The sequence below is a fragment of the Streptomyces sp. SPB074 genome, assembly GCF_000154905.1.
In the GTDB taxonomy this organism is placed as follows: Bacteria; Actinomycetota; Actinomycetes; order Streptomycetales; family Streptomycetaceae; genus Streptomyces.
In genome coordinates, this window is record NZ_GG770539.1 from 1,774,292 (window position 1) to 1,787,423 (window position 13,132).

Below are 13,132 nucleotides of genomic sequence, written 5' to 3' on the forward strand. Positions count from 1 at the left end.
TCGGGGTGCGCGGGGTGGGGGGCCCGGCGTTCCTGGTCGAGGGTCTTCATGAGGTACCTCCGGGTGGTGGCTCGGTGTGCGCGGGGGCTCAGCGGTGTGCGGTGCGGTGGGGGCGGCGGCGTTCGCGCACCGCGAAGACGAGGAGCCAGACGCCGATCGCGGCGCCCGCGAGGAGCGAGGCGGCGACCGGGACATGGGCGACGGCGCCGAGGACGACGCCGAGCAGGAGCAGGGCCGCGACGAGGACGAGCATCCGAACCTCCTTGAGGGCCGAAGGGGTGAAACCGTGCACGGAATCAGTGAACACTTGTAAGTACAAGTGTTCACTGACTTGTCAGTCTACACATGTGCGCGCCGAGAATTTCGGCGAACAGTTGTTGACCGGATGGCAGACTGGATGGCATGGATCACACCGCCCCCGCCGCGCACCCCGGTGACGCCCTCGCGCCCAACAGCCGCGCCGCCCAGAAGGAACGCACCCGCCGGGCGCTCCTGGACGCCGCGCTCGGCCTGCTCGCCGAGCAGAGCCTGAGCGGTCTCGGCCTGCGCGAGGTGACCCGTGCGGCCGGGATCGCGCCGACCGCCTTCTACCGGCACTTCCGCGACATCCCCGATCTCGGCGTCGCCCTCGTGGACGAGGCGCTGGGCAGCCTCCACCAGGTCGTGCGCGCGCTGCTCACGGGCGCCGCGAGCACCGAGGACCGCATCGCCGACGCGGTCGGCCTCATCGCGACGCACGTGCGCGCCTACCCGGCGCACGTGCGCTTCCTCGCGCGCGAACGGCACGGCGGGGTACGGGCCGTGCGGGAGGCGACCGACCGCGAACTGCGCGACTTCTCCTACGAGGTGGCCACCGGTCTCGCCGCACAGCCGGAGTCACGGGGCTGGACGGTGCGGGACGTCCAGATGCTCGCGGAGCTGTACGTGGACCTGCTCCTGCTCACCGCGACCTCCCTCCTGGAGACGGAGCCGGGCACGGAGGCGGAGGAGGCGGTCCTCACGGGCGCGCGCCGGAAGCTGCGGGTGGTGGCACTCGGACGCCGCCACTGGCAGGACGAGGGCACCTGACCGCACCACCCAGCGGCCGAACACGGCGCGCCGGAACGGCGAACCCGCCCCGCCCCTGCCGCCCCCTCCCCCGCCTCCTCAGCCCCGCACCGGCGTGTCCAGGAGCTGGGTCGCGAGTTCCTCGACGCGCTGGTGCCAGGCGGCCTGGGCGGCGGCGACGGCGGGCTCGGGGAGCGGGGGGCAGGAGTGGCTGAGCAGGAGGCGGGCGCCGTGGCCGGTGCCGGGGAGGAGTTCCCAGCGGGTGCGGCCGAGGGGGCTCCAGGCGTATTCGAGCAGGCGCGGCGCGCACAGCTCGGTGATCTCGCCCGCCGGGGTGCCGACGGTGCCGAAGCCGTCGGGGGCGCGTTCGCCGCGCCGGGTGCTCGCGCCACGCGTGAGCAGGGACCAGACGTCGGCGGCGGGACGGACGAGCTGGCGTTCCAGGCGGATCGTGAGGCTCTCGGGGCCCTCGTCCACGGTCGAGCCGGCGAGGCCGAGGAGGCCGATGTACGCCTCGTGGAGCGCGCCGTCCGCGTCGCCCGCGTGGTCGGGCTCCTCGCCGTCGAGGACCTGCGCGAGCGCGGTGAGGCACGTGTGCCAGCCGGCCGCGTAGCTCGCCGCGCCGCGGTGGTCGTCTCAAGACGTGGCGCAGGCCGAGCAGGCAGGGCGCGGTGTCCGCGTCGGTGGCGCCCGCGGCGCGTTCGGGGCGCAGCGACCAGTGCAGTTCGTGCTCGCCCCACGTGTACCCGAGTGCCCAGGGCGGTACGGCGCGCAGCACCTCGCCGCCGCCGGGCGCCGCGCCGGGGAGCCGGATGTGCACCGGGCTCGCCGCGCGGGGGCGCAGCTCGACCTCGGCCGGCATCCAGCGGGCGGTGAGGGCGGCCTCGGTGAGGGCCGCCCAGACCCGGCGCGCCGGGTGCGGCAGACGGCGGCGCAGGCTCAGGACCGATCTGCCGTGTTCGTCACGCGTGAGGGTGTCGGCACGCGGCTGCATTCAGGGCTCCCGGGGCCGGTGACGTCGTCTGCGGGGGCCGTTTCCGGCCGCCCGCGGCAACGCTACGAGAGCCTGCGGCGGGGCGCGCGGGGGGTCGGTCCGTACGGGGACGGGGCGCCGCCGTCGCCCGCGGGGACGGGGCTCAGCCCGGCTGGACGACCCGGGCGAGCTGACGGGACTGGGCCACCAGGCGGTCGGCGCTGTCCCAGACCTCGGCGTCCTCCTCCAGGAAGCCGTGGGCGAGGTTGCGGGTCGTGACGGCGACGCGGAGCGGGCCGGGGGCGGGGCGGTGGCGGACGTGGGCGGTGAGTTCCACGGTGGGCATCCAGCCCATGAGGCCGAGGTCGAAGGCGGTGGGCGGCAGCGCGTCCACGGCGAGCAGGAGCGAGAGCGGGTCCGCGTCGCGGCCGTCCGCGAGGCCGAACCAGGCGCGGGCCTCGCCCTTGCCGGAGGGCTCCCCGACCGCCCAGCCGACGGTGGCGGGGTCGAGCTTGAGCAGCAGCCGCTCGGTGATGGCGCTGGAGCCGGGGACGACCTTGCCGTCCGGGGCGTCCGAGGTTCCCAGGCACTGTTCGAGAGGCGGCAGCACGGGCGGCTTGGCGCTGGTGCGCACCTCGGGGTCCAGGGTGTCGAGGTTCCCGTACGAGGCGAGGACGCGCAGCCGCTCGACGGGGGCGCCCTGTTCGTCGTACTGCACGAGGGACGCCTGGCCGGTGGAGAGGGTGCGCCCGGAACGGACCGTCTCGGTACGGATCTCGGCGGGGCCGGGACGGGAGGCGGTGAGGTAGTGCGCCGTGATCGAGAAGGGGTCGCCGTGCGGCAGTTCCTCACCGAGCGCGCGGGCGACGAGGGCGAGGAGGTAGCCGCCGTTGACGGCGTTGATGATCGTCCAGCCCTCGGAGAGGGTGGCGTCGAAGACGCCGGGACCGCGTCGGCTCACGGCCGTGTCGCGGTCGAACTCACTGTTCCCGATGCTCGCCCGGGCGGTTGCCTGTGCCATGGCCCGAGCCTACCCCAGCAAGGCTACTGAGCGGTAGCTTTGCCGGGTGCGAGGCAGGGTGGCACGGCTCACGCGTGGGGCCGCGGGCTCGTACGGGCTCCGGGGCGGGCTCGTACGGGCGCCCGGCCGCCCCTGCCCGTGCGGCGCCTCACTCCTCGACCTCCACGGCCGCGCTGCGCCGGTTCCAGGCGCGGGGCGCGCGCCAGTCGTAGCGGAGCGCGAGCATCCGTACGGCGAAGGCGGTGAGGATCGCGCCCGCCGTGGAGAAGGCGTTGAGGATGTCGAGGCGGATGCACAGGGCCGTGATCGCGGCGCCCGCCATCGCGGGGACGGCGTAGAGCGAGCGGTCCCAGCGCAGCAGCGAGGGCACGTCGTTGGCGAGGATGTCGCGCATGAGGCCCCCGCCGACCGCTGTCGCGAGGCCGAGCACCGCGGAGGAGACGTAGCCGAGGCCGTAGCTGTACGCCTTGATGGTGCCGGTCGCGCAGAAGAGGCCGAGACCGGCGGCGTCGAAGAGCGCGATGCCCCCGTTGATCCGCTCCACCTGAGGGTGGAGGAAGAAGACCAGGAGCGAGGCGAGGAGCGGCATCCCGAAGTAGCCGAGGTCCTGGAAGGCGGCCGGCGGGACGGCGCCGATGACGAGGTCGCGCAGCACCCCGCCACCGATCGCCGTCACCTCGGCGAGGACGACGATGCCGAAGACGTCGAAGTTCTTGCGGACCGCGAGCAGCGCCCCCGAGATGGCGAACACGAAGATGCCGACGAGGTCGAGGACGTGCTGCACGCCGGGTGAGAAGAGTTCATGGACCACCCGGGACATTGTGCCGGGTGGTCCACGGCTCACTTCCCTTCCGGACCGGCCTCGTCGGGAGCGGCCCGCTCAGGAGCGGCCCGCTCAGGAGCGGCCTGCTCCGGAGCGTCGGCACCGGGCGCGGGATCGGCGGCGGAAGCCGGTTCGGCACCGGCGGCCGGTCCGGCGGCGGCCGCGGGCTTCGGCTTCTCCACCACGGGCCCCGCCGCCTCCGCCGCAGGTTCCGTCGCCTCCGCCGCGGGTTCGTCCGCCCCCACCACGGGTTCGTCCGCCTCCGCCGCAGGTTCCGGCGTCTGCGTCTTCCCCCCGCTCAGCGTCACCGTCGCGGCCCGCACCCCCAGCGGCGCGTCGCCCGGGAGCTGGTCGGGGCCGTGCTCCGGGTGGTGGCAGGCGACCTTCTGGCCGGTGCCGAGCTGGATCAGCGGGGGCTCGATGGTCGCGCAGGAGGCGGTGGCCTTCCAGCAGCGGGTGTGGAAGCGGCAGCCGGAGGGCGGCGCGATCGGCGAGGGCACGTCGCCGAGCAGGAGCCGGCGGTTGCTCTGGCCCTTGCGGCGCGGGTCGGGGACCGGCACGGCGGACAGGAGCGCCGAGGTGTACGGGTGCCCGGGCGTCGCGTAGAGCGTCTTGCGGTCGGCCAGTTCCACGATCTTGCCGAGGTACATGACCGCGATCCGGTCCGAGACGTGCCGGATGACCGAGAGGTCGTGCGCGATGATCACGTACGTGAGGCCCAGCTCGTCCTGGAGGTCGTCGAGGAGGTTGACGACCTGCGCCTGGATCGAGACGTCGAGCGCGGAGACCGGCTCGTCGGCGACGACGAGTTTCGGCTTGAGCGCGAGCGCGCGGGCGATGCCGATGCGCTGGCGCTGGCCGCCGGAGAACTCGTGCGGGTAGCGGTTGTAGTGCTCGGGGCTCAGGCCGACCCGTTCCAGGAGCGCCTGGACCTCCGCCTTGACGCCGCCCTCGGGCTCGACGCCCTGGAGCTTGAAGGGCGCGCCGACGATCGTGCCGATGGTGTGGCGCGGGTTGAGCGAGGAGTACGGGTCCTGGAAGATCATCTGCACGTCGCGCCGCATCCTGCGCATCGCGCCGGTCGACAGGTGCGTGATGTCCTTGCCCTCGAACTCGACGCTGCCGCCGGTGGGTTCGAGCAGCCGCGTGATGAGCCGGCCCATCGTGGACTTGCCGCAGCCCGACTCGCCCACGACGCCGAGGGTCTCGCCCGCGCGCACGTCGAAGGAGAGCCCGTCCACGGCCTTGACCGCGCCGACCTGCCGCTTGAGCAGGCCCTTGCGGATCGGGAAGTGCTTCACGAGCCCTTCGACCCGCAGGAGGGTGTCACCGGCGGGCGCGGACTCCTCGGCGGGCCGGGTGCCCCGCTCGCCGTCCTGCCCGGCGGTCTGCGCGGGGATGCTCACGTCGTCGCCCTTGGTCTCGCTCACAGTTTCGGCGCAATCTCTTCGGTCCAGATCCGGGTGCGTTCCTCCTGCGTGAGGTGGCAGGCGGACCAGTGGCCGCCGCTCGTCTCGCGCAGTTCGGGACGGACCGTGCGGGTCAGGTCGTCCTTGGGCAGATCCGCGTAGGGGCAGCGCGGGTTGAAGGCGCAGCCCTCGGGGACGTTGATCAGCGAGGGCGGCGAGCCCTTGACCGGGACGAGCCGGTCCGTCTCCTCGCGGTCGATGCGCGGCATCGAGCCGAGCAGCCCCCAGGTGTAGGGGTGCTGTGGTCCGTAGAAGACGGATTCGGCGCTGCCGCGCTCGATGCAGCGGCCCGCGTACATGACGAGGATCTGGTCGGCCATCTCGGCGACGACACCGAGGTCGTGGGTGATCATGATGACCGCCGAGCCGAACTCCTTCTGGAGGTCGCGGATCAGGTCGAGAATCTGGGCCTGGACCGTCACGTCGAGCGCGGTGGTCGGCTCGTCGGCGATGAGCAGCTGGGGGTTGTTGACGAGCGACATCGCGATCATGGCGCGCTGGCGCATCCCGCCGGAGAACTCGTGCGGGTAGCTGTCGACGCGCTTGCCGGGCTCGGGGATGCCGACGCGGTCGAGCATCTCGACCGCGCGGGTACGGGCGGTCTTCTTGCTGACCTTGTGGTGGACGCGGTACGCCTCCACGATCTGCGAGCCGACCGTGTAGTACGGGTGCATCGCGGAGAGCGGGTCCTGGAAGATCATCGCCATCTTCTGGCCGCGCAGCTTGCGTACGTGCGACTCCTCGGCGCCGATCAGTTCCTCGCCGTCGAGCCAGACCTCGCCCGAGACGCGCGCGCGGGCGGAGCGGTGCAGGCCCATGACGCCGAGCGAGGTGACGGACTTGCCGGAGCCGGACTCGCCGACGATGCCGAGCGTCTCGCCCGCGCGGACGTCGAAGCTGACGCCGTCGACGGACCTGACGAGGCCGTCGTCGGTGTCGAAGTGGATGCGCAGGTCGCGCACGGAGAGGAAGGCGTCGGCGGGCGCCCCGGCCGGGCCGCCCGTGCCGGCGGCGGCTCGTACGGTGCCGGTGCCGGTGCCCGTGGCGCCCTTCGCGGCCGTCACGTCCTTCGCGCCGGTCCCGGGGGTCTCGGAGGTGCCGGGGGTCTCCGGGGTCTCGGGGGTCTCGGGGGTCTTCTTGGTCGGCTCGGTCATGACAGCCTCACGCGGGGGTCGATCGCGGCGTAGACCAGGTCCACCACCAGATTGCACAGGACGATGAAGAAGGCGGCGACGAGCGTCACGCCCATGACGATGGGCAGGTCGCTGCGGGTCACGCCCTCGATGGCGTACGCGCCCATGCCCTGGAAGGAGAAGACGCGTTCGGTGATGACCGCGCCGCCCAGGAGGAGCGCGAAGTCCATGCCGAAGATGGTGACGAGGGGGGTGAGCGCCGAGCGCAGGCCGTGCTTGAAGACGACCGTGCCCTCGCTCAGGCCCTTGGCACGGGCGGTGCGGATGTAGTCCTCGCCCATCGTCTCCAGCATCCCGGCGCGGGTGAGCCGGGCGTAGAGCGCGGAGTAGAGGAAGGCGAGGCTGCACCAGGGCAGGATCAGGTTCCACGCCCACTGCGCGGGGTTGTCGCCGAACGGCACGAACCGGAGGTTCTCCCAGATCGGCCAGTTGAAGCTGAAGAGGGCGAGGGCGACGAGGCCGGTGAAGAACATCGGCAGCGAGACACCGGCGAGCGCGATGCCCATGGCCAGGCGGTCGAAGAACGAGCCGGGCTTGAGCGCCGAGACGACACCGGTGGCGACACCGGTGATGACCCAGATGACCGCCGCGCCGATCGCGAGCGAGAAGGTCACGGGCACGCGCTGGACGATCTCCGGCCAGACCTCGACGTGGGTCTTGAAGGAGTAGCCGAAGCACGGGGCGTGGCAGGTGGTGGGGTTGGGGCCGAAGTTGTAGTCGGCCCCGGCGACGATGCCCTTGATGAAGTGCCAGTACTGGAGGTACAGCGGGTCGTCGAGTCCCAGGTTCTTCTTGACCGCCGCGATGGCGTCGGCGCTGGGACTCTTGCCTATGTACTGGGCCGCCAGGGAATCGGTCGTCTGGCCGGCCAGCTTGGGCACCAGGAAGAAGATCGCGAACGTGACCGCGCTGACCACCAGCAGCAGCAGTACCGCGGCGAATACGCGTCGGATGATGTACGCAGTCACAGCTGTCCGGCGCCGGGGGGAGGGAACGGTTCGCGCCCCGTCCCCCGGCGCCTTCACCTGCCTTTCGGAGTGCTTCGGATGACAGGGCCCGGCCCGCGCCGCTGAGGACTCGGGCGGGCCGGGCTCCGGTGGTGTCGGCTACTTGGTGGAGGACAGCAGCGTGAAGTCGTACATGCCGAGGTACGCCTCGGTGACCGTCACGTTGGCCGCCGACTCCGGGCGGTAGAGCAGGTTCTTGCGGTAGAAGAGCGGCACGACCGAGGCGTTCTCGGCGACCATCTGGTCGATCTCGCCCCAGATCGCGTTGCGCTTCGTGTCGTCGAGGGTGCCGATGCCCTCGGCGAGCTTGGCGTTGATCGCCTTGTCGTTCAGCTCCATCAGGTTGGTGCCGCCGGAGGGCTTGATGGCGGAACCGTTGACGATCTGGTCGAGGAAGCCGAAGCCGGAGGGCCAGTCGGCACCCCAGGCCATCATCATCATGCCGATCTTGTTCTTGTGGACGTAGTCCGGGGAACCGGCGAAGTCCGTGAAGTACTTGTCGGCCGGGAAGGTCTTGATCTCGGCCTGGATGCCGACCTTCTTGAGGCTCTCCTGGAGCTGGGTGGCCGCGGTGACCTCGTCGGGACGGTCGGAGCGGGCGCTCAGGTTGGTCTTGAAGCCGTTCGGCTTGCCGCACTTCTTGAGCGCGTCCTTCGCCTTGGCGGCGTCACCCTTGTTGCCGGGCGTCTGGTACAGGTCGAACTTCTTGTAACCGGCCACGGACGGCGGGATCAGCGTGCTGGCCGCCTCGCCCTTGAGCTTGCCACCCGTCGCGTCGACCATGCCGGCCTTGTCGACCGCGTACTGCACGGCCTTGCGGCAGTCGGCGTTGTCGAAGGGCTTCACGTTGACGTTGAGCGCCAGGTACTGCGTGGCGCCCGCGTACGGGTCGTCGGTCTTCGCCTTCTCCTGGACCTTGGTGACGACCTTCGGCTGGGTCTTCGACTGGAGGCCCGTGCCGCCCGCGTCGGCGGTGATGGTGTCGCCGATGAGGTGCTCGTCGATCGTCGTGGCGTTGACGTTGAGCTTGAGGTCGATCTTGTCCGGCAGCGCCTTGCGGATCGGGTCGCTCTTCGCGTCCCACTGCTCGTTGCGGACCAGGGTCGCGCCGCGGCTCTCGCTGTAGGACGAGAACTTGTACGGGCCCGAGGAGACGATCTTCTTGACGTAGTCGGCGCCGGTGTCGGCCTTCTGCGGGACCGGGGCGGTCTGCGAGAAGGTCGCCAGGTAGTCCATGTCGGCGAACGGCTTGTTCAGGTGGAAGATGATCGTCTGGTCGTCGGGGGTCTCGATCGACTTGAGGCCCCCGGGCGACTTGTCCTTGTAGGGACCCTTGTACTTGTCGCCGCCCTCCAGGTACGCCTTGAAGTACGTCGGGCCGTTGGAGAGGGCGTCGGGCGCGAAGTTGGAGCGCTCGATGGCGTACTTGACGTCCTTCGAGGTGATCTCCGTGCCGTCCTGGAACTTGACGCCCTTGCGCAGGGTGTACGTCCAGGTCTTCGCGTCCGGGCTGGCCTTGCCGAGCGAGGTGGCGAGGTCGGGGACGACCGTGAGGCTGTCCTTGCCCGCGGCCGGCTTGAACGTCACGAGCGTACGGCCGTACAGGCGCGAGAAGTTCTGCACCCAGCCGTAGTACGTGTTGCCCGGGTCGAGGGAGTCGGGGCCGCTGGAGTGCTCCAGCGTGACCGTCCCGCCCTTCTTGTTCGTCTCGTTGACGATGGAGGACATCGCCGCGTCGGCCTTGGCGTCGCCGTTGCCGCCGCCCCCGCCGCCCTTGTTCGAAGAACCGCCGCCGCCGCAGGCCGTGGCGGCCAGGCCCAACGCGGTGGTCGCCGCGATCGCGGCTGCCAGCTTCCTGGTTTTCATGCTGAGGTGTGCCCCCTCGGTAGATGCGGCGGCGCCGCGGTTACTTGCTGCGCGGGTCGAGAGCGTCACGGAGCCCGTCGCCCAGCAGGTTGAAGGCCAGCACGGTGATGAAGATCGCCATGCCGGGAATGACCATGTACATCGGGTCCACCTGGTACAGGTCGACCGCGCTGGTGAGCATCCCGCCCCACGAGGCCTGGGGCGGGGCGATGCCCACGCCGAGGAAGCTCAGGCTGGCCTCGAAGAGAATGTTCGTGGGGATCAGCAGGGTCGAGTAGACCAGGATCGGCGCCACGAGGTTGGGCAGCAGTTCGCGGAAGAGGATGAAGGGACCGCGGGCGCCCAGGGAGCGCGCCGCCTCGACGAATTCGCGTTCGCGCAGGCTCAGTGTCTGGGCGCGCACGATGCGCCCGATGTAGGGCCAGCTGAAGAAGCCGATGACGAAGACGAGGACGGCGATGCGCAGCGGCAGCCCGGAGAGGCCGAAGGCGCCGTTCTGGAGGGCGGCCGAGATGGAGATCGCGAAGAGCAGCAGCGGGAAGGCGAGGAAGGTGTCCATCAGGCGGCTGATGGCGCTGTCGACCCAGCCGCCGTAGAACCCCGCGACGACGCCGAGGACGACCCCGATGATCACCGACAGGAGCGTGGAGCCCGCGGCGACGAGCAGCGAGACCCAGGAGCCCTCGATGATGCGGGCGAGGATGTCGCGCCCTGTCTGCGGTTCGACGCCGAGCGGGTGGTCCCAGCTCATCCCTCCGAACGCACCCTTGGGCGCGAGGAGTTCGGGGTCCACGAGGCTCTGGTGGAAGGCGTTGGGGTCGAGCCCGAAGACGGCCTGGATCGGCTTGGCGAGCAGCGCGACGAGCACGAGCAGGATCACCACGACGCCGCCGGCCATGGCGACCTTGTCGCGCTTGAAGCGGTTCCAGGCGATCTGCCCGAGCGAACGCCCGTCGATCTGGCCTCTCTTGGCACCGGCGAGTACCGCTTCGGGTTGCGCCTCGGCCGCCGAGCCGGTGGTCTCGATCGGTGCGGTCACAGTGCCTCTGGCCCCTCTCGGTCGGCGGTCACCGACCCGTACGCGCCGTGGTTGACGGCGTTTGGTTCTTCGTGATGCGACGTCGAACGCGCGTAGTTCACCGCGCCGCGGGTCGCGGGAGGCGACAGGACGCCTGTCGCACGGAAGGGTGCGCACCGGTACGGCAACCACCCCACGGGGCCGAGGGCCCTTGGTGCGGGAGTCTTCAACGTCTCGGCGATCACCCGCCAGAGGGGACGCCCAATGGTTGCCCAACCGTGATGCGCGGAAGGGTGGTCCGCTATCCGGATTCCTCACAACCCCCATCGGACACACAGGAGTTGCGCGACGGCGCGCGGACAAAGGGCGTGCGCGGGGCGAGCTGCGCCAAGCGGGACATACATGCGTGCATAGCGTGCGGCGCACCTCAACTTGTCCGCATACTGGACAACTTGAGGCCGGGGGTCGTCAACTCATGCCATTACGCGGCCCAATGGGGCGGGAGTGCGGGGAGACGCCCGGAGCGGCGGAATACGGGCACCACCGGGCACCACCGGGCGGTGCGGGCGAAGGGGGACGGGGGGCGCGGAACGCGGGAGGCCCGTCCGGCCGCGCCGCGCGCACGCAGCGGCACGCCCGGCAGCACGACACGGCCACGCCCCGCGCCGCCGCGCCGCGCCGCGCGACGTCAGCCCCGGGGCCCCGCGTACGGCGGCGGATACCCGTACCCCTGGCCCGCGACCTGTCCGGGCACGGGTCCCGCGCCCTGTCCCGGGGCCTGGGCGGGGTGCGCCTCCCGCGTGTAGAAGGCCCGGGTCCGCTCGCGCAGCCACCCCGCGAGCGGGTCGTGCGGGTCCATGAGCGAGACCGCCATGACCGTGAGGTCCTCGGGGAGGGCGGTGGAGGAGAGGCGGAGCATCGTGTGCGCGGCCTCGACGGACTGCGGGCCCTCGTCGTAGAGGTCGAGCCCGATGGCGAGGCACGGGAGCCCGGCGGCCGGCTGGACCCAGGCGCGGTGCAGGCCCCGCACGACGCTCGTGCGGTGCGCCTGCTGCGTGAGCAGCGCGTAGAACTGGGGCAGTTCGATGGTCGGTTCGGCGAGTCGCAGCGGTCCGGCGGGCTGCGTCGCCGGGCCGAGCGCGACGCGGCGCAGGTCGGCCCAGGGGATGCCGACGCCACCCCCGGGCGCGTGCGGGTTGAGCCACAGCCCGCAGCGGGAGGGGTAGAGGGCGCCCGCCACCGCCTCGCCGCGTTCCAGGATCTGCGCGCGGCTCCAGCCGCTCGCCGCGAGTTCGCGGGGCGAGGTGACGCAGGGCGCGTAGGACTGCCCGGCCACGTGCATCGCGCCGTAGCGCGCCTCGGGCGAGCCCGGGGTGCCGGAGAAGAGCAGCATGTGGACGTTGCCGGCGGCGAGGGCGTGCAACAGCGCCTCGTAGGCGTCGGAGCGGCCCGGTACGACCTGCCGCAACGCCTCTTCGAGGTGCTCCCCCGTCCCCGGCCGCGTGCGGCCCGGGAGCTCGCCCCCGGCCGCCGTGCCCGACGCACTCACCTGTGACCGCCCCTTCGTCGTGAATCGACCGCCCCACCGTACTGGCCCCCGTCGCGGGGCGCAGGGGCGCGCCGCGCGCGGCCTCGTGCCGAAGCCCGGCGCGACCTCCCATCCAACCAGTTCGGCGCGCGCCGGTCCGGGCGCGGGCCGTCCGCCGAAGTACGCGTCAGGGGGCGAGTGCCGTGTGGAAGGGGCGGACCCGGCCCCGCAGCCAGTCGGCGACGGGGTCCTGGGCCACGTCGAGGAGGATCAGGTTGACCGGCCAGGCGACGGGGACCCGGCCGAGCGCGCGCCCGAGCGCGTCGAGCACCGCCTCGCCGCCCGCCGGGTCGGCCAGTTCGACGCCCACGAAGAGGGAGGGGGGCTGGTCCTCGACCTCGGCGAGGCAGCGGCGCGCGGTGCGGACGAGTCCGGTGGCGGCGAACTCCTCGGCGGCGGCGCTCAGGAAGTCCACCGGGTCCACCTGCCAGTCCGGTTCGCGCAGCCGCACCCGGCCGCCGCCGCCCGGCCCGTCGAGCACGGTGCGTCCGGCGCGGCACAGTTCGGCCACGGCGGGCGGGGGCAGGGGCACGGTGACGGTGCCCTCGGGGTTGAGGAGGATGCCGAGCTGCGCGGGCAGCCCGCGTGCGAAGTCGATAGCGGCGACCTCGGCGAAGGGCGTGTAGGTGCCCATGACCGCGAGGAGTTGTTCCTGGGAGCTGAAGACCGGCACGTACGCCTGTCCGCCCAGTTCGACGGCCGGGAGGTCGAGCGCCGCGCTCTCGGGGCCGCCGCCCTTGGGCAGCGGCACCCATATCGTGCCGCGCCCGAGCGTCTCCACGATGCGGCCGCCCGCGCCCGGTACGCCGAGCGAGGCGACGAGCACCTGTTCCAGCTCGTTGCCCGGCCACCCGCCGTACGGCGCGGTCTCGCCCGTCGTCTGCGCCGGAACGTTCATCCGCTTCCCACCCTGGCCCGCGGGCGCCCGGCCCGCTGTCGTTCCGCGGGCCACCGCTCGCGCGGGGCCGCTGTCGTTCGCTGCTTGCGGGCGCACTGTAGCGCGCGGCTCCGACGGACCGCCGGGGAGCGGACGGGCTCAGCCCCCGGCCGCCCGGCGCGGCGCGGGCAGGGCGGGGGGCGTGGAGGGCGCGGGGGACGCGGGGGGCGTGGGACGGGCCGGGGGCGCG

The 13,132-nt window shown here is 72.2% G+C and carries 12 protein-coding genes and 1 pseudogene; 1 reads left to right on the forward strand and 12 read right to left on the reverse strand.

What is annotated here, in order from left to right; genetic code table 11:
- Nucleotides 1–88: 88 nt before the first annotated feature.
- Nucleotides 89–292, reverse strand: coding sequence for a hypothetical protein (locus SSBG_RS33105; protein WP_158677750.1), 204 nt, complete (start codon nucleotides 290–292; stop codon nucleotides 89–91).
- A gap of 110 nt (nucleotides 293–402) precedes the next feature.
- On the opposite strand from SSBG_RS33105, the gene SSBG_RS07015 reads away from it, so the two are divergent.
- A complete protein-coding gene (locus SSBG_RS07015; protein ID WP_008745508.1) occupies nucleotides 403–1,068 on the forward strand; it encodes a TetR family transcriptional regulator in 666 nt (221 codons plus the stop codon).
- Between the two features lie 78 nt (nucleotides 1,069–1,146).
- On the opposite strand, the gene SSBG_RS34315 is transcribed toward SSBG_RS07015, so the two are convergent.
- The 11 genes and pseudogenes from SSBG_RS34315 to SSBG_RS07065 all read right to left on the reverse strand — a co-directional run bounded on the left by SSBG_RS34315 (nucleotide 1,147) and on the right by SSBG_RS07065 (nucleotide 12,903).
- The gene (locus SSBG_RS34315) at nucleotides 1,147–1,524 is read right to left on the reverse strand and encodes a hypothetical protein (protein ID WP_234010394.1); all 378 of its coding nucleotides are present in this window, start codon (nucleotides 1,522–1,524) and stop codon (nucleotides 1,147–1,149) included.
- Between the two features lie 307 nt (nucleotides 1,525–1,831).
- Nucleotides 1,832–2,041: pseudogene (locus SSBG_RS35660) on the reverse strand (SRPBCC domain-containing protein); the annotation flags it as partial.
- Between the two features lie 142 nt (nucleotides 2,042–2,183).
- Nucleotides 2,184–3,041: a thioesterase family protein gene (locus SSBG_RS07025; protein ID WP_008745509.1), complete on the reverse strand. Its 858-nt coding sequence runs from the start codon at nucleotides 3,039–3,041 to the stop codon at nucleotides 2,184–2,186.
- Nucleotides 3,042–3,189: 148 nt separating this feature from the next.
- The gene (locus tag SSBG_RS07030; protein ID WP_008745510.1) at nucleotides 3,190–3,852 is read right to left on the reverse strand and encodes a trimeric intracellular cation channel family protein; all 663 of its coding nucleotides are present in this window, start codon (nucleotides 3,850–3,852) and stop codon (nucleotides 3,190–3,192) included.
- Between the two features lie 29 nt (nucleotides 3,853–3,881).
- A complete protein-coding gene (locus SSBG_RS07035) occupies nucleotides 3,882–5,270 on the reverse strand; it encodes an ABC transporter ATP-binding protein (RefSeq protein WP_008745511.1) in 1,389 nt (462 codons plus the stop codon).
- 20 nt (nucleotides 5,271–5,290) lie between these two features.
- A complete protein-coding gene (locus tag SSBG_RS07040) occupies nucleotides 5,291–6,487 on the reverse strand; it encodes an ABC transporter ATP-binding protein (RefSeq protein ID WP_078491235.1) in 1,197 nt (398 codons plus the stop codon).
- Nucleotides 6,484–7,494, reverse strand: coding sequence for an ABC transporter permease (locus SSBG_RS07045; RefSeq protein WP_008745513.1), 1,011 nt, complete (start codon nucleotides 7,492–7,494; stop codon nucleotides 6,484–6,486). Before SSBG_RS07045 ends, SSBG_RS07040 begins: the two co-directional genes overlap by 4 nt.
- A 138-nt stretch (nucleotides 7,495–7,632) precedes the next feature.
- Nucleotides 7,633–9,399, reverse strand: coding sequence for an ABC transporter substrate-binding protein (locus tag SSBG_RS07050; protein ID WP_037869133.1), 1,767 nt, complete (start codon nucleotides 9,397–9,399; stop codon nucleotides 7,633–7,635).
- Between the two features lie 40 nt (nucleotides 9,400–9,439).
- Nucleotides 9,440–10,438, reverse strand: a complete 999-nt coding sequence (locus tag SSBG_RS07055; RefSeq protein ID WP_008745515.1) for an ABC transporter permease — start codon at nucleotides 10,436–10,438, stop codon at nucleotides 9,440–9,442.
- 667 nt (nucleotides 10,439–11,105) lie between these two features.
- Nucleotides 11,106–11,966: an enhanced serine sensitivity protein SseB C-terminal domain-containing protein gene (locus SSBG_RS07060; RefSeq protein ID WP_008745516.1), complete on the reverse strand. Its 861-nt coding sequence runs from the start codon at nucleotides 11,964–11,966 to the stop codon at nucleotides 11,106–11,108.
- Between the two features lie 166 nt (nucleotides 11,967–12,132).
- Nucleotides 12,133–12,903 (reverse strand): enhanced serine sensitivity protein SseB, encoded by a 771-nt coding sequence (locus SSBG_RS07065; RefSeq protein ID WP_008745517.1) that lies wholly within the window; start codon nucleotides 12,901–12,903, stop codon nucleotides 12,133–12,135.
- Nucleotides 12,904–13,132 lie beyond the last annotated feature (229 nt).